Source organism: Pseudidiomarina gelatinasegens (genome assembly GCF_004025325.1).
Lineage (GTDB): Bacteria > Pseudomonadota > Gammaproteobacteria > Enterobacterales > Alteromonadaceae > Pseudidiomarina > Pseudidiomarina gelatinasegens.
The window spans coordinates 1-22,077 of record NZ_RSFE01000005.1 but is presented as its reverse complement, the minus strand read 5'-3'; the positions used below and the strand labels follow the sequence as shown (position 1 = coordinate 22,077).

Here is a 22,077-nt window from a genome sequence, read left to right as displayed (position 1 = left end):
ACCTTAGGAGGTACCCCCATGAAAGATTCCGGCGATACCTACCATGAGATCTCTGCCCATGTCCCCTTTGGTGGCGATAAGAAATCTGGCCTAAGACGGGAAACTCACAACTCAATGCTGGAAGCCTACAGGCAGAAGAAGAACATCGACGTTAGCCTCAACGAAGCACCGCTCGGGCTCTTCAGAGCTCGTTGATCCATGTTTTTTTGACTTATAGCATCGAATATTTTAGATATGCAGGTAAATGAAATGACACACTCAGAACTTTTTAAAACCACTCAGCTGGGCCCATACACCCTCAAGAACTGTATCGTTCTGCCGCCACTGACGCGTTCGCGCAGCTCCCAAACCGGCAATATTGCGAACGACCTAATGGCCACCTATTACCGTCAGCGCAGCGGTGCTGGCTTCATGGTGACCGAGGGCACACAGATCGAACCCCGAGGACAGGGTTATGCCTGGACACCCGGCATTCATAGCCCGGAACAGATACAAGGCTGGCGTAAGGTCACCGACGCTGTTCACGCCGAAGGGGGGGTGATCTTTGCTCAACTTTGGCATGTGGGCCGCGTGTCGCACACATCGCTGCAACTCGGTGGTGAAGCGCCCATCGCGCCATCAGCCATCCGCGCGGACAACGTCAAAGTGTTCATCGAAACCGGCCCCGGCACGGGTACACTGGCCGACCCATCGACCCCACGAGCCCTGTCCACCAAGGAGGTAAAGGAACTGGTTGAGCTCTACGCCCAAGCAGCCCGAAATGCTCTGGAAGCAGGTTTTGACGGGGTGGAGCTTCACTGCGCGAACGGGTACCTGGTAAACCAGTTCATTTCGGCCCATACCAACCAGCGTGATGATGAATATGGCGGTTCGCTGCAAAATCGTCTTCGTTTCCTGCGCGAAATCACACTCGCCGTTGCTGGTGTCGTCGGCAAGGAGCGCGTTGGCGTTCGCTTCGCTCCGCTGTTCGCGACCACAGACGAAGACCGCGTTTACCTTGGCCTGGTCGAAGAAGATCCTCACCAAACCTACATCGAGGCAGTGAAGATCCTCGAGGAAGTGGGCATTGCCTACCTGTCGCTCGCCGAAGCCGATTGGGAAAACGCACCCGAGCTGCCTGAGACGTTCCGAGAAGCTGTTCGTAAGACTTTCAGCGGCAAGATTATCTATGCCGGTAAGTACACCGCTGAGCGAGCAAATCGCGTGATAAAAGCTGGCTGGGGCGACCTGATCGCTTTTGGTCGCCCCTTCATTGCGAACCCCGACCTGCCCGCTCGTATCGCCAACAACTGGCCGCTTAACCCACTTGATCCAAGCAGCATGTACGGCGGTACCGATAAGGGCTACACCGACTACGCTACTTACAAACCCTAAGCGCTCAGAGCCACGCCCCATAACTCAGGGGCGTGACTCAGCGTTTGCTGACCGAGGAAGTTAAGCATGTACCAACCGAGCACGATCCCCTACCAAGAGCATAGGGGATTCAAACAGACCTTCAGGCAGGGTCATCTAAGCCTTGGGCTGTTCTTTCCCCTGGAGGCTTTCGAGGGTGACACCCCGCGCATGCTGGATCAGGTCGCGCTGGCCAAACGTGCAGAGGCACTTGGTTTTTCGGCGCTCTGGTTTCGCGACGTGCCGCTCAGGGACCCAAGCTTCGGCGATGTCGGCCAGGTTTTCGACCCTTGGGTGTATCTGGGCTACATGGCAGCCCATACAACAAAAATCGCACTAGGCACCGCCTCCATCGCCCTTACTTTGCGTAATCCCTTGCACACGGCAAAGGCCGCAGCGAGCATTGATCAGTTGAGCGGAGGTCGCTTGCTCCTGGGAGTAGCCTCTGGCGATCGTCCCGTGGAGTTTCCCGCATTCAGCGTTGATCCAGAACAGCGCGGCGAGACCTTTCAAGAAAACCTCAATGTGATACGCCAAGCCCATCGAACACACTTCGAGCCCATTCGCTGGAGTCACGGTGAGTTACTGGGGGCCGATCTCGTTCCCAAACCTACGACTCGGGAAATACCGCTATTCGTAACCGGACATAGCCGCCAGTCGCTCGATTGGATCGCGCGTGAAAGCCATGGATGGATCAACTATCCACGTCCGCCAAAAATACAGCGACTCATCGTGGAAGATTGGCGACAGGAAACGGCTAAACAATGTGGCGCTATCTACAAGCCGTTCTTGCAATCGCTGTATATCGACCTGGACGAAAACCCATCCACGCCGCCCTCGCCTATCCATCTAGGATTCCGGCTGGGACGTAACCACCTTCTGGCCTTGCTGGATACACTTCAGGAAATCGGTGTAGATCACGTCATCCTGAACCTCAAGTATGGTAAACGCCCCGCAGCAGAGGTTATCGAGGAGCTTGGCAAGCATATCGTCCCTAAATTCGGCGGCGCGCAGGTGCCCGATAGTCCTACCTGACAGGACAATAGGATTCCAGTCCAAGCCTGCCCATCACTGCGAAGGGCAGGCGCGGAGATCATGGCGAAGCCTTGCAATTTGACACGTGAATCAGGAAGATATCCAGATATCGGAAGAATAGGTAAAAAAATTCATGACTATTGACGTCAACGAAGCCCTGAAAGCATTGGCGAACCCGATGCGCCTTACCATCCTCAATTGGCTCAAGGAGCCCAGGACAGCCTTTCCCGGGCAGGAGGTCGACCCAGAAACGGTAGGCGTGTGCGTTAGTATCATCCAAGAGCGCACGGGCCTCTCTCAGTCAACGACATCGCTTTATCTCGCCGCTCTACAGCGCGCGCAATTGGTGACATCGCAGCGGATCGGCCCCTGGACCTACTACAAACGCCACGATGAGAATATCGACGCCTTCTTAAAGGCGCTGCAAGAAAGAATCTAGGTATGCAGACCCAGGAAGTCATGGTGCATTCTTGAGCCCTCATCAGGAGGATGCGCTATGGCTACAGGTCTTCATGCTTTGACAGCCGCCAAGTAATACGCCATCGTAGGCCATTATTTAGCGCCAACCAATGACTAAATTTTTGTTACCTTTCGAGTGCCCGGATACCTTCCGGATGTACGTCGAGGCCCATTGATAAACGAGGTATCTATATGGCACGCATTGTCAGAATTCATGAATACGGTGACGCCAGCGTTCTGAAGCTGGAAGATCTGGAAGTATCGGCACCAGCAGCAAACGAGGTGCAGATTAGTGTTAAAGCTCTTGGCTTGAACCGAGCCGAAGTGATGTTCCGCAATCACGCATACCTACAAGAAGCGGAGTTCCCCAGCCGCTTAGGCTACGAGGCCGCAGGCGTCGTAACGGCAGTCGGGAGCGACGTAACCGAGATCACTATTGGTGACTCGGTCGCTCTGATCCCACCTCTGGATATTGCTCGCTGGGGCACCTACGGCGAGTTGGCCAATGTACCGGCCCACCTGGTGGTAAAGAGCCCTGAGAACTTGTCCTTTGAAGAGGCTGCGGCGTCTTGGATGCAGTACGTCACCGCCTGGGGAGCATTGATTGAACAGGCGAAGCTACGGCAGGGCGATTTTGTCATCGTTACCGCCGCGTCAAGCAGTGTTGGCTTGGCCGCCTTCCAAATAGCTCGAATGGTCGGCGCCACATCGATTGCGATCACTCGAACTCACGCGAAGAAGCAAGCCCTACTTGATGCAGGCGCTGCGCATGTCATCGTCAGCGATGAAGACGATATCGTCGAGCGTGTTATGACGATAACTGCCGGTCAAGGCGCTCGCGTTGTATTCGATCCTGTAGGCGGGCCGTCCTTTGAACCTCTCACGCAGAGCATGGCTCGGGGCGGAATTTTGCTGGTGTACGGCGCGCTTAGCTCTGAATCGACACCATTCCCACTGTTTACCGTGCTGGGCAAAAGTCTGACTTTGAAGGGTTATCTCTACGCAGAGATTGTGGCCGACCCTGAAGCCCTGGAGAGAGCGAAGGCTTTTATTCTGCAAGGGTTGAAGTCCGGTGCGTTGCGCCCGATCATCGCAAAGACATTCACACTTAGCGACATCCAGGATGCCCATCGTTTCCTTGAAGCCAATCAGCAGATCGGCAAGATCGTGGTAACTGTCTGACCAGCAATTATGGGGCTGGGAGAAAGACTCGCTTGGCTGCGTTCGCTCGATGATGAGACGCCGCCAGAGGCGGACGCCTGATCGGTCCATCCGAAACCGGCCCATCGTGATCTCACAAACTACAGGATAAGCACATGCCAGCCTCTTCTTTCGGTGAATCCTCGGCGCATATCAGACGCAGACGCGTTGCCCACTATCTACGCACGGAGTCTGGCGCTGCGGTGCTGCTGGTGATCGTCACGGTTGTGGCGCTCGTGTGGGCGAACTCGCCGCTATCCAACGCCTATTTCGAGTTGTGGCACCTAGACGTCGGGTTCAACTTCGGGCCACTGCGCCTACACATGGATCTGCATCACTGGATCAACGACGGCCTGATGGTCGTCTTCTTCTTCCTGATCGGCCTGGAGGTGCGTCAGGAGTTCGCCCACGGATCGCTCCGGGACCGCAGCCGTGCCCGCCTCGCCCTGATCGCGGGGGTCACGGGTGTCGTGCTTCCCGCGCTGGTGTATGTCCTGATCGTGAAACTAGCCGGAAGTGAGGGCCTGCACGGGTGGGGTGCGGTGGTCGGCACCGATACGGCGTTCATGCTGGGCACCTTGGCGATCGTCGGCCCGCGGCTATCGGGTCAGTTGCGCGTGTTCCTGCTCACCCTGACCGTGGTCGATGACTTCCTCGCAGTGTCCATCATCGGCATCGTCTATAGCGAGGAGATCCGGATCGTCCCCTTGCTTATCGCCCTCGCCAGCCTCGTTGGATTGTGGTTGTTGGGGCGCACCCGGCAGTGGCGGGCGACGCCGTATGTGTTGATCGTGATCGTGCTGTGGTTCGCGACCGTGTACTCCGGCATCCATGCCTCCCTGGCCGGGATGGCTGCGGGGCTCCTGATCCCCGCCTACGCGACGCAGCGTCACAAAGTCGTCGCGGCAAGACAACTGTTCCGTGACTTCTGGCAGTCTCCGAGTGCCGCATCGGCCCACGCGGTGGACCGCGGACTATCCCGCGGTATCTCTGTGAACGAGCGGCTGCACGAGTTCCTGCGGCTGCCGGCGGCACTGCTGATCGTGCCGGTGTTCGCCTTGGCGAACGCCGGGGTGGATCTGCGTGGCGGGTTGCTCGCTGAGGCCTTCGGCTCGCCCGTGACCTGGGGCGTCATCTCGGGACTCGTGCTCGGTAAGCTCCTAGGCATCGGGCTCATCACTCTAGCCGCAGTCCGCCTCGGACTGGGGCGCCTGCCGGTGGGCGTCGGGATGGGGAGCGTGTTCGGTGGTGCGGCGCTGTCCGGGATCGGTTTCACCGTGTCGCTGCTCATCATCGGGCTCGCGTTCGGTACGACCTCTGACCTGGGCCGCCAGGCGACGGTCGGGGTGCTCGTGTCGATGTTACTCGCCACGTTGCTGGGGTGGCTCATATTCAAGGTCGCCGCTCTCAAGTGGGGGGAGGAGACTGCCGATTTGCCGATGGTACTTGAGCCACCAGTCGATCCGGAGGTCGATCACATCCGCGGTCCGGAGGACGCCCAGCTCACGCTCGTGGAGTACGTTGACTTCGAGTGCGCGTACTGTGCACACGCCACCGGTTCGTGGGACGATCTGCGCGCCCACTTCGGGGACGACCTGCGGTATGTGGTGCGCCAGTTGCCGCACCACCCCCACGGGCCGATCGCCGCGCGGGCGTCCGAGGCGGCATCGAACCAGGGGATGTTCTGGCCGTGGCTGGACTTCGTGTTCACCCGTCAGCATGCGCTGGAGCGAGAGGACTTGATCGGCTACGCCGCCGAGCTGGGTCTTGACATCGATCGGTTCATCGCGGATCTCGACAGTCCCGCAGTGATAGAGCGTGTCGAGCGTGACCTCGTCAGCGCGGTCGCCAGCGGTGCGCACGTCACTCCTACGTTCTTCATCGAGGGTCGTCGTCTGCTCGGCAGTTACGACGCCCGCACTCTCACCGCAGTGCTCGAAGCCAGTCGCCGCGGCCCTCGCACTCAGGAAGTCCCGTCCTGAGTGGGGCGAACTACAGGATAAGAACATGCCAAGCAATTCTTTCGGTGAATCCTCTTGTACCGCTGCGGCCAGCGGCCTCGTGCAGGTGCGTGGCGCGCGTGAGAACAACCTCAAAGAGGTGGACGTCTCTATCCCGCGGAATGCGCTGGTGGTGTTCTCGGGTGTCTCCGGCTCCGGGAAGTCCTCGCTGGCCTTCGGCACCATCTATGCCGAGGCGCAGCGACGCTACTTTGAGTCGGTGGCCCCCTATGCACGGCGCCTGATCGACCAGGCGGGCGTGCCGGACGTAGATGCGATCGACGGCCTGCCACCAGCGGTGGCGCTGCAGCAGCAGCGGGGGTCCAGCAATGCGCGTTCCTCCGTGGGCAGTGTGACCACCCTGTCCAGCCTGGTGCGGATGATGTATTCGCGCGCCGGCGCCTATCCCGCCAACCAGCCGATGCTGTACGCCGAGGATTTTTCGCCGAACACGCCGCAGGGGGCGTGCCCGACCTGCCACGGCTTGGGTCATGTGTACGAGGTGACCGAGGCGAACATGGTGCCCGACCCCTCCCTGAGCATCCGTGAGCGGGCGATTGCTTCCTGGCCACCCGCCTGGCAGGGCCAGAACCTACGCGACATCCTGGTCAGCATGGGCTACGATGTTGACCGGCCGTGGAAGGACCTGCCGAAAAAGGATCGCGACTGGATTCTGTTCACCGAGGAAACACCAACGGTGCCGGTGTACGCCGGTTTCACGCCTGCCGAAACCCGCTCCGCGCTCAAACGCAAGATGGAGCCGAGCTACATGGGCACCTTCACCGGCGCCCGGCGGTATGTGTTGCACACCTTCGCCAATACCCAGAGCGCGCTGATGAGAAAGCGCGTATCCCGGTTCATGGAGGGCAAACCGTGCCCTACCTGCCACGGCAAGAGGCTCAAGCCCGAAGCGCTGTCGGTCACCTTCGCTGGGGTGGACATCGGCGCGTTTATGCAGATGCCGCTGGACCACTTGGCGGCATTGCTCGAACCCATCGCACAGGGCGATTTCCGCGCCCATGCAGCGGGTGCGGCTACAGACAAGGGAGCGACCCGGCGCGAGCGTGCCGAACGCGCTGCCACCGTCCATGCGGTATCGCCCGACGTGTGCCATACCTCCGCGCTGTCGGAAGAAAAGCGCCTCGCCGCACAGCGCCTGGCTGTAGGCGTGATGGCGCGCCTGCGCCAACTGCGCGAGCTAGGTCTGGGCTACCTGACGCTGGACCGGGCCACGCCGACGCTTTCGGCCGGCGAGTTGCAACGCTTGCGGCTGGCCACGCAATTAAGTTCCCTGCTGTTCGGCGTCGTGTACGTACTCGACGAACCCTCGGCGGGCCTGCATCCCTCCGACAGCCAGGCCCTGTACGATGCACTCGACCGGCTGCGCGACGCGGGCAACTCGGTGTTTGTGGTGGAGCACGACCTGGACCTAATGCGCCGCGCGCAATGGCTCGTGGATGTCGGGCCGGAGGCCGGGGAGCGTGGCGGCCACGTGCTCTACAGCGGCGAGCCGGATGGCCTGCGCAAGATTGCCGAATCGCGTACTGCACGTTACCTGTTTGACGAAATTCCCGCACCCGGAAGCCGAGCACGCGAAGCGACCGGCTGGTTGGAGCTGCAGGGCATCCACCGCCATAACCTGCATGGCGTGGATGCGCGCATTCCGCTGGGCGTGCTGACAGCCGTTACCGGCATCTCTGGCTCCGGCAAATCCAGCCTCATCGCGCAGGCCCTGCCGGAATTGGTGCTGCTGCACCTGGGCCACGAGCCTGAAGACGATGCCGCCGAAAGCGCCACCAGCGAAGGGCCGGCAGTGGTCGAAGCGACCGGCGGCCATCTGGCGGGCGACGTGGACGCCATACAGCGCCTGGTGCAGGTGGACCAGAAGCCGATCGGGCGCACGCCGCGGTCGAACCTGGCTACCTACACGGGTCTGTTCGACCATGTGCGCAAGCTGTTCGCCGCCACGCCCGATGCTCGACGCCGCCGCTATGATGCCGGACGGTTCTCGTTCAACGTCGCCAAGGGGCGCTGCGAGACTTGCGAGGGCGAAGGTTTCGTTAGCGTGGAACTGCTGTTCATGCCTAGCGTGTACGCGCCGTGCCCGACCTGCCATGGCGCGCGCTACAACGAGGCCACGCTGAAGGTGCAGTGGTACGGGCGCAACATCGCCGAGGTGCTGCAGATGACCGTGGACGAGGCCAGCGAATTCTTCGCGGGTGAAGACGCGGTGGCAAGGCCCCTGCAACTGCTGCGCGACATCGGACTGGGCTATCTGCGCCTGGGGCAACCGGCCACTGAGCTTTCCGGTGGCGAGGCGCAGCGCATCAAGCTGGCGACCGAGCTTCAGCGCAGCCAGCGCGGCCGAAGCCTGTACGTGCTCGACGAGCCGACCACCGGGCTGCACGCGTCGGATGCCGACCGGCTGCTGGTGCAGTTGCAGCGCCTGGTCGATGCCGGTAATACCGTAGTGATGATCGAGCACGACATGCGTGCGGTGGCCCAAGCCGACTGGGTGATCGACGTAGGGCCAGGCGCGGGCGCTGCCGGCGGCAGCATCGTGGTGGCGGGTTCCCCTCAGCAGGTGGCCCGAAAGTCTGGCAGCCGAACCGCTCCGTTCCTTGCACGGGAGTTGGCGCGGGCCGAGTAGCTTAGTTCGCCAAATGTTGCCAGCTTCGCGGGGCATTGATCGTCGCCACACGGTGGTGACGGTCGCTGCCCGAGTCGCGTCATCCTTCCTGAGTCAGAGCAAGATAGGGATTGTTGGGCGGTATTTCGGCGAATACCAAGGACCCATTTTCGAGGAGGTAGCCATGCAGTCGGCGGGACTTCCTCGGGCCCGTGACTTCACAGGTCCAAATGTTCAGGCCATTTGGGTGCTTGCGGTATAGCTGCAGTTTCTAAAAGCGCTTTTGCACCCACTGCCAATCCGGTTGCTTGTCCTGCCTGACCAGCGCATCCACCTGGGGATGTTCCTACGCATAGCGCTGGAACACGCTGGGACTGACCAGGTAGGCGGTGTCGCTCACCGTATGCACGAGCGCCTTGGCGTCGTTGATGATGAGTCGCCGCGCGGCGACTCCCTGTTGCAGCCACGTCATGAAAATCTGCCACATACTTTTTTTTGGCGAATTTCAGCGAATTTGGGCAAAGGTCATGAGTGATTTGAAGGTGACCTCAACTCAAAAGAAGAAAAGTAGTGAAATTTGCAGGGGTAACGCGCTGAAAGCCTTTAATGGCGCACCCGAGAGGATTCGAACCTCTGACCTCCGCCTCCGGAGGGCAGTCACGGGTTCGGTGGTAAATCGTTAAAGTTAGGCGTGGCAAGGGTTTAAACGGTGTTGTGACTTTTTGTTGGGCGTCGAAATCGACACTTTTGAGGCCGTTTAATGACAAATTTGGTCACAGAATACCGAAGTAGAAATTTCAATTTTTGACCTTTGCCTCGCGACAAAAAATTCTGAACATCCGATAAATCCTGAGTTTTTAGGTGGAAATAATTCCACCTTTTTACTGGGCTTTGGGTACGTAGAGTAGCCTATAATTTAATCATTTCAACATGAGGGGTATGGTAATGAAAACCACAAAAACTCATGGCAACAAACAGCACAAGCGAACTCTCTTAAATATGGCGCTTATATCTGCCTTATTAGCGGTATTTATTTTGCGATTATGTTGGTCGCGAAGTGGTTAGAATTAGCCGGTATTAACACAGGGGAATGGCCAAATATACTTATGATTCTACTGGCGCTGCTATTTGTCGGTGTTGTCACACGAATGAGCGTAGGCAACCATAAACTATCTGGTGGTTGGAGGGAGATACTGGGTATTTATCAAGATGAATTCACGCGTGAAACTAGCCGAAAGGCTAATGCGCGAGCGTTTGTCGGATTAATTTTAGTGCTTATTCCTGGTGTGTTGGTTGGAGAAAATTTAACCCAAACAGGAATTGGCAACTACGTCACAGTTAGTACTTATAGTTTATCACTCATCGTGATTGGTACGTGGGTTTGGTCAATTTCTGTTTTATGGGAGATGCGAGACCAAGGAGACGACGATAATGGATGAACAGGTACTCAATAATTTGCCCGCTTTTAGAGCTCAGTACGGCTTGTCGCAGCAAGATCTCGCTGATGCAATCGGCGTATCGCGTAAAACAATTAGTACGATTGAGACTCGCCGATTTACGCCGTCTGTAGTTATTGCATTGAAGTTGGCAAATTACTTTAATGTGCCAGTGGAAACTATTTTTTCATTGAGTTCGAACTGACTTCGCGTTAGTTCGAGTCGACACAATTGATGACTTCCCCAAGTCACAAACTATGATAACGAAGCGTGCAAGTAGTAGTCATTGTCATGATTAAAAAGGGCTGTTTTAGAGATTGAGGTACCACGCGGCGATAGAGAAGTACAAGATCACGCCGGTAACGTCGGCAATGGAGGTGATTAACGGACCGCTTGCGGTGGCAGGGTCGAGGTTGAATCGGCTCAGCAAGAAGGGTAACGATAGCCCAATCAGGCTTCCTACTATTACCACAAGTACCATGGTTAAGGTCACTACCACGGCTATGTCGGCGCCGCCACGCCAGATACCTAAACCAAATACGGCGGCAGCCATGGTTAACCCTAGTAGCAATGCTACCAAGCACTCTTTGCCGAGGAGGTAACTCCAATCTTTTAAACTGACATCACCGGTAGCTAATGCACGGACCATTAGGGTGCCAGATTGAGCACCGGCATTACCACTACTAGCGATGAGTAAAGGGAGAAAAAACAGTAAAGCCAAGTAACTTGAAATGGTCTCTTCAAAGTGGGCGATACCCGCGCCTGAAAAAATATTGCCAAATACTAGAACAACCAGCCAAAACACTCGCTTTCGATAGAGTAACGTGACACTGGCTTGTTTCACACTACTCTCGAGTTTGCCAATGGTGGCGGTTTTGTGAAAATCTTCCGTGGCTTCTTGTTCAACAACATCCATGGCGTCGTCATAGGTAACGATACCAATCATGTGTTGGTCGTCATTGACGATAGGCAGTGCCATCAGATCGTAACGAGCAATGAGTGCGGCGATTTCTTCTTGCGATGTATGAACGCTGGCGAAGATCGGATCATGGTTCATCAATTCAGAAATCAGAGCCCCTACCGGTGCTAAGATAAGTTCACGTAGGGTAATAACACCAATGAGTTTTCGCTGGGTGTTCACCACATACGCGGTGTAGATGGTCTCTTTATCTGGCGCCTCGCGACGCAATATGTCGAGTGCCTGTTGGACCGTGACATGGTCAGGAAGTGTTGCATAATCAGACGTCATAATGGCACCGGCTGTTCCTTCTTGGTAGGCCGATAGTCTCAATAAGTCTTCTCGTTCAGCATGAAAAACAATGCAGGCAGCAAAACATCCCGTTGTTCTTGTTGGAGGCGGTTAAATAAGTCCGCTCGTTCGTCAGCTGACATTTGCTTAAAAATACTAGCCAAGTGCTTGCGACCGATTTGCAGAGCAAGCTGTTGCTGTGTTTCTTCACTTAAGTACGCGAAAATCTTAGCTTGCGTTGCCGTGGGTAGAGTTCCCATCAGCAACCACAGGTCACTGAGGATAAAGTGCTCTAGGGCACTGGCAAAATCAGCTGGATGCACGTCATCTAATGTCTTAGCTAACGCACCGAATTGATGAGTTTCTAGCGCGTTGCGTAGATGGTCAATAATGATTGGGAGCTTCATGTCTATTCTCTACGCGCCAGCCGGGATCGGCTCTTCGTTAAGCGCGGGTATTAAGGTGCTGATCATGTCGTACAGCATGTTAACCGGAAACTCGTGCTGCGGCAGATAGCCTGCAGCCGTGAGCTTAATTGGCTTGTTGATAAACTCGTTCACATGCTGATAACGCTGCTGCGCATGCATGTTCGCGATAATTTGTTGTAACAGTATTTGGGCCGCTTGCTTTTGCATGTCCAGCTTCAGCTCAGCAAATGCTTGCTGCTGCTCGGGCGTGAGTTCATCCTCGTTAAACTCTTCGGCCTCATCGGCCGCTATAAAGGCTGCTAACGCCTCTTCGTCAAAGAAATCCTCACCGTCAGTTTCATCTAGTGCATCCTGGTCACCCATTACAAATGCAAAAGCACGGTCGTGGTCGTGGGCTTGTTGTTCTGTTAGTTCGATAAACTGATCCAGGCGCTGTTGGATCTGCGCTAGGTTCGGCTTGTTGCTGGAGCGCTCGGGCATATGTGCAACGCCGCCGCTATCTTCAGTAGGGCAAGCACCCACCGCTGCGATGATTTTAACCGAGCTGTGGCGAGGCTGAATGCTGCTGCCCCCATGAGTCACTGTATGACGCCAGTCATCGCCAAAATCATAAACGTAAAGCATGCTATCGCCTTTGCATGGCAGCTGGGCGACTAGCTTGACACCAATTTCAGATTGATCGTCATCAAAAGGGTCATCGTTGTTCGAGAAGAAGCCTGCTGCGGTCTTGAACATATGCAGACCCACCTCCGGACCCCGCTCCGGAGGTGGGTCTGCAAGTTCCTCAAAAACTGAGGGCGAGGCCGACGCTGATGGCGGTGTTTTCGATGCTGTCGCCGGCGTGGCTTTCGGCATCCATGCGAGAGACTTCACCGGAGATGGTGAACATGCTCCAGAGGGTGTGCCAGACGCCGATGCTGGCTTTGCTTTGTTGTTCTACTTGCGCCAAGGTATCAACGCCAGCGAGGTCTACTTGTGAGACGCCGTAGTTGATACCAAATTTGGTGGCTCCTATGGTGTGGGTGGCTTGGGCTAACCAGCCCGAGCTATCGCGTGGAGCGCCATTGCTATCGGCAGCATCAATCAGAAGTCCGTAATAGCCAAAACCTTGACCGTCGAACGCTGATGCCATGAAGCGGGTATCGCCCAACTGCAGCGCCGCAGTGATATCGATGCCACGGGCGCTGTAGCTGCCGCTTGGGGTGCTAACATCTTGGTTGTAGAAGGTGCTAGAGACAAACCCTTGCTCGTAGTTGTAGCGTAGGCGGCCGTGCAGGCCTGGCCGTTCAGAGCCTGAGTCGCCGACATAGCCGTTACCGCCGAAACTGACTGGGTCTAACGGCTGAAAAATACCGATATCGGCCTGCCATTGTTCGCCAAACTGACGGCTGTATGTGATTTGTGACAGCCTATCTGCAAATACGTAGCCGTAGCCAGCCGCACCTAGAGTGGTGTTCAGAGGACTACGAATGGACGCTGGTGCGCCAACCCCGCCTAATGCCATATCTTCTAGTACTACATCGATACCGAATACGCCGTAATCACGACCCACTTTGATGGTTCCTAGTTCTGCGTTGCCTACCGTAAAGAAGGCGCGATAAGCACGGTTGTCGCCGTTGCCGTTAAAGGCGCTGTTATCAGTGGTGCCGGGCTCGATGGCGATCACTGCTTTGATATCAAAGCCTTCGCGTTGGGTGCTGGCGGAGAATTGGAAACTAGCGGGGCTGTAGCCGTTGGATACCGAGGTAGCATCTTCGCCGGTACAGAGCAGGGCATTGCCTGCAACGACGGCCCCTGAGTCATCGCAATCGGCGAATACCGCATGGGCGTTCACATAACCGCGAAAGCCAAAATCCCAAGCGGGCTCGCTGCTGCTGTTGGCATAGGCTGGTGCGGTACCCAGTAACAGAGCGCTCATTACTGCTGGAAGATAAAGCCGTGTTGTTTTGTCAGTCATAACCATTGCCTCTTGTTGTTATTATCGTTGGTGACAGCTCTCAGAATGAGATGATGCTGATGTGGGTAACAGGTGCAATGGCTGTGCCAAGTCGGTAGCTATTTATAACTATATGTTTTTAAAGCTATTTATTTTTTGAGATACAAACAATCTTGATGACAAATGTCATCGTTGGGTGTAGCTTGATGATAATTGTCATCAACAAGATGGGCGAGACTCTTAGGCTTGAAACAAAAAAGCATTTAAAAACATGGTGTTATAAATATTGTAAAAGTTGGTACGTCGTTTGCATCTATGTTTGTCATCCAAGGTACCGACTATCGAACGCCAATAATAAGAACAAGAACAACGAGAGGAAGATCATGAGTACTTCAACGGTTCAAACCTTTAAAACCGCTCGACGGTTGCTAACTGGCGCCCATGCTAGTCATCAGTTGGCGCACGAGATGCAACTGCTTGCTATGCAGCGCCCGTTATTGGTGAGTGATCGCGGGGTGAGTGAGGCGGGCATTATCGCTACGGTTACCGCCCAGTTAAACCAAGCTGGTGTGCATCAAGTGACTGTCTTTGATGCGATTTCTGCTGAACCTGAGATGGCGGTGGTTGAAGCCTGTCGCGAGCTGTTTGTGGCAGAAGGTTGCGATGGCATTGTGGCGATTGGTGGCGGTAGTGCCATGGATACGGCCAAGGCCGTGGCGGTTTACGCTGGTGATACGCGCCCGTTAGCGGAGCTGTTCGGTGAAGACCAAGTGAAACCTCGGCAATATCCGCTGATTTGTTTACCTACTACCGCAGGTACCGGCTCAGAAGTCACCAACATTTCTATTTTGGCTGACACCCAAGCCCAGTTAAAAAAGGGCATTGTGAGTAATGAGATGTTGCCTGATGTGGCCATTGTGGCGCCAGAGCTCACGCTGAGCTGTCCGCCAGGTGTTACTGCGGCCAGCGGTATTGATGCGTTGGTGCATGCCGTAGAAAGTTACCTTTCAAGATTTGCGACGGCGTTAACCGAGCCCTATTCGTTGGCGGCTATCCGTAAAATCAAAGCCAGTTTGGTGCAGGCTTATCAAGAGCCTGACAACATGGTCGCCCGCGAAGAAATGGCCACCGCCAGTTTGATGGCTGGGCTGGCTTTTGGTAACGCTGGGGTGGGTGCTGTTCATGCTTTGGCGTACCCGCTAGGAGGCCGTTATCATTTGTCACACGGTATGAGCAATGCGGTGATGTTGGTGCCAGTGATGCGTTGGAACCAAGCGGCTTGTCCTGAGCGCTTTGTCGAATTAGCCAAAGCTTTTGGTGCGGCCGATAGTATCAGCGTAGAAGCGGCTGGGGATTATGTCTTACAGCAAATGCAGGTGTTGTGTGCGGCGGTCAATATTCCGGCGCAACTGCGCGAGTTTGACATCCCTGAGTCGGCCTTACCTGAGCTTGCGGAAGCCGCAAGTGGGGTCACTCGGCTATTGCGCAATAATCCACGCGAGCTCTCGGTGCAAGATATCGAAGCCATTTATCGCGAAGCCTACTAAGGAGCCTCTGATGTCGTTATGGAAACAACGCGTTAGCGGCGCTGAAGCACCGTTTTTTGCCCTGGGTCCGTTTAAAGTGCGGTTGCCGTTTGTGCATTATCGCTTTGAATGGCCGGACTATTTTCAAGGGCTGTTGATGTGTGCGGTTGATCTTGCCGCCATCTCGTTAATGACCGAACTGCTGGGCATGCCGTTCGAGGCGGCGTTAGCGATTGTGGTGCTCAATGGTTTGTTTTATTTACTGCACCATTTGCTTGGTGATCCTGTGGTCCCTGGGTGGATAACCCCAGCGATTCCGTTACTGATGATGTATGTGTCGATGTTCCCGGAAGGTGAGGCGCGGGTGCATGCATTGATTGCGTTTCAGATGTTGCTGGGGTTGTTTGCTATTTTGCTGGGCGCCTCGGGCGCTGCTAAGCGGGTAGTGCAGTTGATACCTAGCGCCATCAAAGCCGGCATTATTATGGGGGCTGGGCTAGCAGCGGTTGCTGTGGTGTTTGACGATGGCGGGCGCTTTGAAAGTTATCCATTTACCATTTCTATTGCGGTGGGTATTGCCTTTTATCTGATCTTTTCTAAGCATTTTGCGGCCTTGCAAGATCGTCATTGGGTGTTTGCGGCGTTAGGTAAGCTAGGTATTTTCCCGATTATTGCCTTGGCGATTGTGCTGGCCCCGCTGTTTTCAGAAGCGCCTTGGCCGCAGTTGGAGTGGGGTTTTACCTCGCCTGATTTTGCCACCATGTTTAGTCAGTACACCTTGTTCGGAGTGGGTTTTCCGCCTTGGAGTATGTACTTGAGTGCGATTCCGACGGTGCTTGCGGCGTACATTGTGTTGTTTGGTGATGTGTTGCAAAGCAAGGCTATCTTGGATGAAGCAGACGAGGTGCGCCAAGATGAGAAAATTGATTACGACCCTAATCGTGCGCATTTAATCTTTGGTGCGCGTAACCTCGGCATGAGCGTGATCGGACCCGATGTGACTATGTGCGGACCCTTGTGGGCGGCCATGCATGTGGTGATTGTGGAGCGCTTCAAAAAGGGGCGGCAAGCGATGGACTCGATTTTTGGTGGCGCCGGCTCATTTCGTTGGGGCACCAATACCGGCTTGTTGTTGTTGCCGGTGGTGAGTTTGGTGCAGCCGATTTTGGGGATCGCTTTAGCGCTCACTCTGCTTATTCAAGGCTATGTGAGCGTGCGTATTGGCATTCAAGAAGCACGCTCCGAGCGTGATTTAGGGATTGCTGGGGTGATTGCTGCCATTTTGGTGGTGAAAGGTGCTACTTGGGCCTTTGCAGCTGGGCTGTTGCTGTGCTTTTTAGTGTACGGCTGGCGCCTAAGGGAGCAACGAGCATGATGTCCGGCGATAATTTACAGCGAGTGATTGATGCGTTAAGTGATGGTGTCTATATCACCGATGGTCATGGCGTGACGGTCACTGTGAATAAGGCGTACGAGCGTATTACCCGCATCCCACGTAGTGCGCTCGTGGGCTTACACATGTCTGAAGTGGTACAGCGAGGCTACATCTCGCGTTCGGTGTCGTTGGAGGTGTTGAAAGAGCAAGGTCCGGTCACGCTCACTCAGACCATTGGCAATGATCATAAGATTTTAGTCTCGGGTACGCCCATGTTCGACCCGCAAGGGCGAATTGAATACATAGTTACGACCGTGCGTGACGTTACCGAGTTGCTGCAGGCCAAACGCGCCGAAGAACAGTTGGAGCAGATCTTACATGTGCGTGACCATTATGGTGCGCACGAGGCCAACGATGCGGTGATTATCAGTCGGGCAACCCAGCGTTGCTACGATCTCGCCAAACGAGTTGCTCCCACCGCCGCCAAGGTTCTGATTCAGGGTGAAACCGGCACTGGTAAGACGTTACTGGCGCGCACCATTCATGATTACAGTGCCGTGGCGCAAGGGCCCTTTATTGAGTTGAATTGTGCTGCCATGCCAGAGAGTCTGTTAGAAGCAGAATTGTTCGGCTATGTGCCGGGGGCCTTTACTGGGGCTGCTCAGAAAGGCAAGACGGGGCTGTTGGAGGCCGCTAATAACGGCACTTTATTTCTTGATGAGATTGGCGATTTACCACTCAGCTTGCAAGCCAAACTGCTCAAAGTGATTGCTGAAAACCGGTTTATTCCGGTTGGTGGCATTCAATTCAAAAATACCAATTTCAGGTTGATTTCTGCAACCCATCATAACTTGCATGAATTGGTGGCACAGCGCCAATTTCGTGAAGATTTGTTGTATCGCTTGAGTGTGGTGCCACTGGAATTGCCGCCGCTGCGCGAGCGGGCTGAAGAAGTTGAAGCCTTGTTGCAGCATTATCTAAGCCATTTTAATGCTAAGTACGAGTTTGACTGTCGTTGGCACAGCGATGTGATTGCTCGGTTACAACGCTATCACTGGCCGGGCAACATTCGTGAGCTGATTAACCTGACTGAGCGACTGGTGGTGACTGCAGAGCAATCGCTGATTACCACGGGCCAACTGCCACGCGAAATGCGAGTAGATACAGGTTTTACGGCCCTTGGTATGAGTTTAAAAGAACAAGTAGAAGGTTTAGAGCGCGAGCTGATTGAGCAGGCCCTCGCCATGTACGGCACTACCCGCCAAGCGGCGGCAGCGCTGGGCATTGATCAGTCTACTTTGGTGAAAAAGCAACAACGCTGGCGGGCCCAGCAAGCTGTGGAAAACCGCAATACAGTGGAGTTTAAAGATGTTTAAAAACGACGTAATTGAGTTACGCCAGCAGGCATTTGTGAATGGCCAGTGGCTTGATGCCGATGCGGTAGAGGAGGTCGTCAACCCAGCAACAGGAGAGTGCTTAGGCACGGTGCCACAACTCAATAGCGCGCAAGTTGAGGCCTGTATTGCTGCTGCCGAACAAGCCTATTACCTGTGGCGGGAGGTACCGGTTCGTGAGCGTTGTGGCCTATTGCTGGCTTGGTATGAGTTGATTATGGCTGAGCGCGAGCGCTTGGCGCGGATTTTGACGCTGGAGCAGGGTAAGCCGTTGGCTGAAGCGCTCGGTGAGATAACTTATGCTGCGAGCTACATTCAATGGTTTGCGCAGCCGAGCCTGCTTGATGGTGGGGCGACCTTGCCCTACGGCGAAACCCCATTATCGATGTTGGTCGTTAAAGAGCCGGTAGGGGTGTGTGCGGCTATTACACCATGGAATTTTCCGGCGGCGATGATCACTCGGAAGGTAGCGCCGGCCTTAGCTGCGGGCTGCACCATGATTGTTAAACCAGCGCCGGACACACCTTTTACAGCATTGGCTTTGGCTGAGCTCGCGCAACGCGCGGGGCTACCAGCAGGGGTGCTGAATGTGATCACCGGCGATGCACAGCAGGTAGGAGCTCAATTAACGGCTTCCAAGCAGGTTCGTAAGTTGAGTTTTACTGGCTCGACTGCGGTGGGGCGTTTGTTGATGGCTCAATGTGCTCCAACCTTGAAGCGACTGTCGCTAGAACTGGGTGGTAATGCTCCTTTTATTGTTTGCGCCGATGCGGATATTGAGGCTGCGGTGGATGGAGCTATTGCGGCTAAGTTTCGTAATGCTGGGCAAACCTGCGTGTGCGCCAATGCCCTGTTTATTGCCGATGAGGTGTATCAGCCATTTGCTGAACGCTTAGTTGAGAAGGTGCAGCAGTTGCGCTTGGGCTCTGGCGATCAGACTGATGTCACGATTGGGCCGCTGATCAACCGGGCGGCCCTACATAAAGTCGAAAAGCTGTTGTTAGATGCGCTCACCAAAGGGGCCAAGCTGTTATGCGGTGGTAAACGTTGGCAGAGCGATGCTAATTGGTTTTTACCCACGGTATTGGCTGACGCCAGTTTTGCTATGGAGTGCGTGCAAGAGGAGATTTTTGGGCCGGTAGCACCTTTGGTGCGCTTTACTGACGAGACCCAATTAATTCAACAGTTACGCCAGCAGGAGGCCGGCTTGGCTGCCTATGTCTACAGCCAAGATTTGAAACGAATTCAACGCTTTGCACGAGAGCTTGAGGTAGGCATGGTGGGTGTCAACACGGGCCTTATCTCAGATGCTGCGGTGCCATTTGGCGGAGTCAAAGCGTCGGGTATGGGTCGTGAAGGCGGCCGTCAAGGGATCGAGGAATATCTCGAAACCAAATACATTAAATTGAGTAACTAAGTTTTATTCCAATAACAATAAGGACTTACATTATGAAAACAACAAAGAAAGTACTACCAGTAGCGATTGCAGCCATGCTGATGGGTTTATCAACAGCAGCTCTGGCACAACAAACACCGATTGAGAAATTACAGGCCGATATGCCGAAGAACTGGGGCAAATGGGGAGATGACGACCAAATTGGTGCGCTGAATTACCTCGATGACGCGCAGGCGATGCGTGGGGTAAAAGCTGTGAAGCAAGGTAAGACATTTACTTTACAGTTGCCGATGATACATGGCGTGGGACCGGTCTTTCCTGGTCGAGTGCCGGCCATGCACTATATGACTCAAGATGAGAGCATGTACGACACCGGTAAGTTGGATAAACTGGCGGGTGGCGTGAAGTATTCTGATGATGCGGTATTTATGTATCTGCAAGGAACCACGCACATGGATGCGTTAGGCCACGCTTGGTACGGTGACCAAGTTTACGGTGGGGTGAGCGCTGATAGTACGGTGCATGGGCATGACCATGTGGATATTGGTAGCTTGGCGAGTCACGGTATTGTTGGACGCGGGGTGTTGCTGGATGTTGGTTTACGTAAAGGCGGCGATGCCGGGCGTTTGCCACCTAGCAGTTGCGTGACTTTGCAAGATCTGAAAGAGACAGCAAAGGCCCAAGGTGTAACGCTTGAAAAGCGTGATATTTTGCTGATTCGTACGGGCTCCGTTGGCCGTTTTTATAGCGATGCGCCAGATGCGCCATGGAGCGCTACCACCGAGCCAGGTTTGTGTTACAGCAAAGAGTTGGTGCGCTGGATTGATCAGATGGAAATTCCGGTGATTGCGGCGGATAACTTAGCGGTTGAATTGGTACCACAAAAGATTGAGGGTGACGATTACGTGATCCCTTTACATGGTGCGCTTATTCGTGATTTAGGTGTGGTGCTGAGCGAGTTGTATTGGCTGGACGATTTGGCTGCAGATAGCGCCAAAGATGGCCAGTATACCTTTATGTTCACCGCGGCGCCGCTGAAAATGGAACGCGGCTCAGGCTCGCCGATTAACCCGATTGTGATTAAGTAGGCTTGTTGCTCTTTTCTGTCTGCAGGGACTTGGAGGGACTTGCGGCCCCAGCTACGTAGCTGGGGCCGCAGGTGGCTCCGGAGGGAGGTCCGGAGGTGGGTCTGCAAGTTCCTCAAGTGAGGGCGTGTAGCAAGGTGTCGAGTTCGGCGGTGCTGGTGAATAGCGCCGGCGTGATGCGCAGGCAGGACCCGGCGGCAAGGCCGTTGAGGCGAAAGGCGCCAATGCCGGCAAAATTATCGACATGTTGGCTACCTATCACTTGAACGTGAGAACCCACTTGGCTGGTCCAGTAGTGGCGTAGGTAGCGTAAGCGTGCAGCAATTAATTCAGCACCGATAGTGTCGCGATAGGCGAGAGCCGTAGGGACGCTTAGCCACGCAGCGTAGTTGAAAGTACCGGTGTGGATTCTTTTATAGGTGAAACCACGGTCGTTATGACTGGCCGCTTGCTCTTGCAACCAAACGTTGTCACCGCTAGCAGGAGCGATATCGGCGAGGCGTGTCGATTTGATGTACATCACCCCTGCGCCTAACGGCGCTCCCATCCATTTATGTAGGTTAAAACCAACAAAATCAGCTCCTAAATCGTTTAGATCAAAGTTCATCTGGCCCCACGAATGGGCAGCATCGACAATACAATCCACCCCAAAGATCCGCGCCATCGCCACAAGGGCTGCGGCGCGTTGGAGAAAGTCACGTCTGTTCGTAGTAACCCCTTGGGGTGCTGGCCTCTTAGTTAGTAAGTACTACTTGTCTACATACTATTAAAAATGGCGCACCCGACAGGAGTCGAACCTGTGACCTCTGCCTCCGGAGGGCAGTCAAGGGTTCGGTGGTAAATCGTTAAAGCCAGGTTTGGTAAGGGTTTAAACGGTGTTGTGGCTTTCTGTTTTGTGTCGAAATCGACACTTTTGAAACCTATTAATGACAAAATTGGTCACAGAAAACCGACATGGGAATTTCAGTTTTTGACCTTTGCCTCGCGACAAAAATCTATGAGGTATCCGAGAAAACCTGAGTTTAGAGGTGGAAAAAATTCCACCATTTAACTGGACTTTGGTTACGTAGAGTAGCCTATAATTTAATCGTTTCAACATGAGGGGTATGGTAATGAGAAACACAAAAACTCATGGCAACAACCGAGAGCGCTTTGTTCCAAATATCGAGAACTTCAAAACCAGCCTTCGGTAAGAGGGGCTCAAGATGAAAGAGTCTACTGAAATGCAAACGATCGCATCTTTAAAAAGAAAGTATGCGAGATAAATACGGCGTTTAGGAAAGGCTTTATTGACATTAACGCCGCTTGTTCAAAAAGCTATTAATTAGATCTTGCTGTTTGGCTAAACGCTCAATAATGTCGGCAAAATTATCGGGGAGATTACACAGTATTGGTACTCTGAGATCCTTCTGTTACCGGCAGTGTAAAAATGACCCCCTAACGGCAATTGAAAATTGACCCCCTGAAGTAAACTAGCGGTTTTTCTCAAGAGGCCGCTTTCGATGTTAACTCAGGAGATGGTTGTGACCATTAAAGT

The 22,077-nt window shown here is 54.6% G+C and carries 16 protein-coding genes and 3 pseudogenes; 14 read left to right on the top strand and 5 right to left on the bottom strand.

The features are described from left to right. Positions 1-18 precede the first annotated feature (18 nt). The 7 genes from EGC76_RS07545 (at position 19) to EGC76_RS07515 (ending at position 8,736) form a co-directional block, all read left to right on the top strand. Entirely contained in the window at positions 19-195 is a 177-nt protein-coding gene (locus EGC76_RS07545; RefSeq protein WP_220445670.1) for a hypothetical protein, read from the top strand. A 54-nt stretch (positions 196-249) separates the two neighbouring features. Next, a complete protein-coding gene (locus EGC76_RS07540) occupies positions 250-1,374 on the top strand; it encodes an alkene reductase (RefSeq protein WP_128352382.1) in 1,125 nt (374 codons plus the stop codon). Between the two features lie 66 nt (positions 1,375-1,440). Continuing rightward, positions 1,441-2,427: an LLM class oxidoreductase gene (locus EGC76_RS07535; protein WP_128352381.1), complete on the top strand. Its 987-nt coding sequence runs from the start codon at positions 1,441-1,443 to the stop codon at positions 2,425-2,427. Between the two features lie 133 nt (positions 2,428-2,560). Beyond that, complete coding sequence (locus EGC76_RS07530; RefSeq protein ID WP_128352380.1) at positions 2,561-2,866, top strand: ArsR/SmtB family transcription factor; 306 nt, start codon at positions 2,561-2,563, stop codon at positions 2,864-2,866. Between the two features lie 212 nt (positions 2,867-3,078). Further along, positions 3,079-4,068 (top strand): zinc-dependent alcohol dehydrogenase family protein, encoded by a 990-nt coding sequence (locus EGC76_RS07525; protein ID WP_128352379.1) that lies wholly within the window; start codon positions 3,079-3,081, stop codon positions 4,066-4,068. A gap of 134 nt (positions 4,069-4,202) precedes the next feature. Further along, complete coding sequence (gene nhaA, locus EGC76_RS07520) at positions 4,203-6,068, top strand: Na+/H+ antiporter NhaA (protein ID WP_074777290.1); 1,866 nt, start codon at positions 4,203-4,205, stop codon at positions 6,066-6,068. Between the two features lie 25 nt (positions 6,069-6,093). Continuing rightward, positions 6,094-8,736 carry an excinuclease ABC subunit UvrA gene (locus EGC76_RS07515; RefSeq protein WP_128352378.1) on the top strand — a complete coding sequence of 881 codons (2,643 nt, stop codon included), beginning with the start codon at positions 6,094-6,096 and terminating at the stop codon, positions 8,734-8,736. A gap of 79 nt (positions 8,737-8,815) precedes the next feature. Here EGC76_RS07515 and EGC76_RS07510 read toward each other — a convergent pair. After that, positions 8,816-9,187, bottom strand: a pseudogene (locus EGC76_RS07510) (conjugal transfer nickase/helicase domain-containing protein). A 634-nt stretch (positions 9,188-9,821) separates the two neighbouring features. Between EGC76_RS07510 and EGC76_RS07505 the strand changes: the two are divergent. Both EGC76_RS07505 and EGC76_RS07500 read left to right on the top strand, forming a co-directional pair. Continuing rightward, positions 9,822-10,154: a hypothetical protein gene (locus EGC76_RS07505; RefSeq protein ID WP_164876816.1), complete on the top strand. Its 333-nt coding sequence runs from the start codon at positions 9,822-9,824 to the stop codon at positions 10,152-10,154. Next, positions 10,147-10,356, top strand: coding sequence for a helix-turn-helix transcriptional regulator (locus EGC76_RS07500; protein WP_128352376.1), 210 nt, complete (start codon positions 10,147-10,149; stop codon positions 10,354-10,356). Before EGC76_RS07505 ends, EGC76_RS07500 begins: the two co-directional genes overlap by 8 nt. 105 nt (positions 10,357-10,461) lie before the next feature. Here the strand turns inward: EGC76_RS07500 and mgtE are convergent. From mgtE to EGC76_RS07485, 3 genes and pseudogenes are all read right to left on the bottom strand, one after another. After that, a pseudogene (gene mgtE, locus EGC76_RS07495) lies at positions 10,462-11,807 on the bottom strand (magnesium transporter). A gap of 9 nt (positions 11,808-11,816) precedes the next feature. After that, positions 11,817-12,563 (bottom strand): plasmid pRiA4b ORF-3 family protein, encoded by a 747-nt coding sequence (locus EGC76_RS07490; RefSeq protein WP_164876815.1) that lies wholly within the window; start codon positions 12,561-12,563, stop codon positions 11,817-11,819. A gap of 49 nt (positions 12,564-12,612) precedes the next feature. Then, a complete protein-coding gene (locus tag EGC76_RS07485; RefSeq protein WP_128352374.1) occupies positions 12,613-13,785 on the bottom strand; it encodes a porin family protein in 1,173 nt (390 codons plus the stop codon). A gap of 362 nt (positions 13,786-14,147) precedes the next feature. Between EGC76_RS07485 and EGC76_RS07480 the strand changes: the two genes are divergently transcribed. The 5 genes from EGC76_RS07480 to EGC76_RS07460 are packed head-to-tail and all read left to right on the top strand — an operon-like array spanning position 14,148 to position 20,543. Continuing rightward, positions 14,148-15,311 (top strand): iron-containing alcohol dehydrogenase, encoded by a 1,164-nt coding sequence (locus EGC76_RS07480; protein WP_128352373.1) that lies wholly within the window; start codon positions 14,148-14,150, stop codon positions 15,309-15,311. A 10-nt stretch (positions 15,312-15,321) separates the two neighbouring features. Next, complete coding sequence (locus EGC76_RS07475) at positions 15,322-16,665, top strand: hypothetical protein (RefSeq protein ID WP_128352372.1); 1,344 nt, start codon at positions 15,322-15,324, stop codon at positions 16,663-16,665. Then, complete coding sequence (locus tag EGC76_RS07470) at positions 16,662-18,041, top strand: sigma-54 interaction domain-containing protein (protein ID WP_128352371.1); 1,380 nt, start codon at positions 16,662-16,664, stop codon at positions 18,039-18,041. Before EGC76_RS07475 ends, EGC76_RS07470 begins: the two co-directional genes overlap by 4 nt. Next, positions 18,034-19,476 carry an NAD-dependent succinate-semialdehyde dehydrogenase gene (locus EGC76_RS07465; protein ID WP_128352370.1) on the top strand — a complete coding sequence of 481 codons (1,443 nt, stop codon included), beginning with the start codon at positions 18,034-18,036 and terminating at the stop codon, positions 19,474-19,476. Before EGC76_RS07470 ends, EGC76_RS07465 begins: the two co-directional genes overlap by 8 nt. A 32-nt stretch (positions 19,477-19,508) precedes the next feature. Continuing rightward, positions 19,509-20,543, top strand: a complete 1,035-nt coding sequence (locus tag EGC76_RS07460) for a cyclase family protein (protein WP_128352369.1) — start codon at positions 19,509-19,511, stop codon at positions 20,541-20,543. Positions 20,544-20,655: 112 nt separating this feature from the next. On the opposite strand, the pseudogene EGC76_RS07455 reads toward EGC76_RS07460, so the two are convergent. Next, positions 20,656-21,216, bottom strand: a pseudogene (locus tag EGC76_RS07455) (aminotransferase class V-fold PLP-dependent enzyme); the annotation flags it as partial. Between the last annotated feature and the right edge of the window lie 861 nt (positions 21,217-22,077).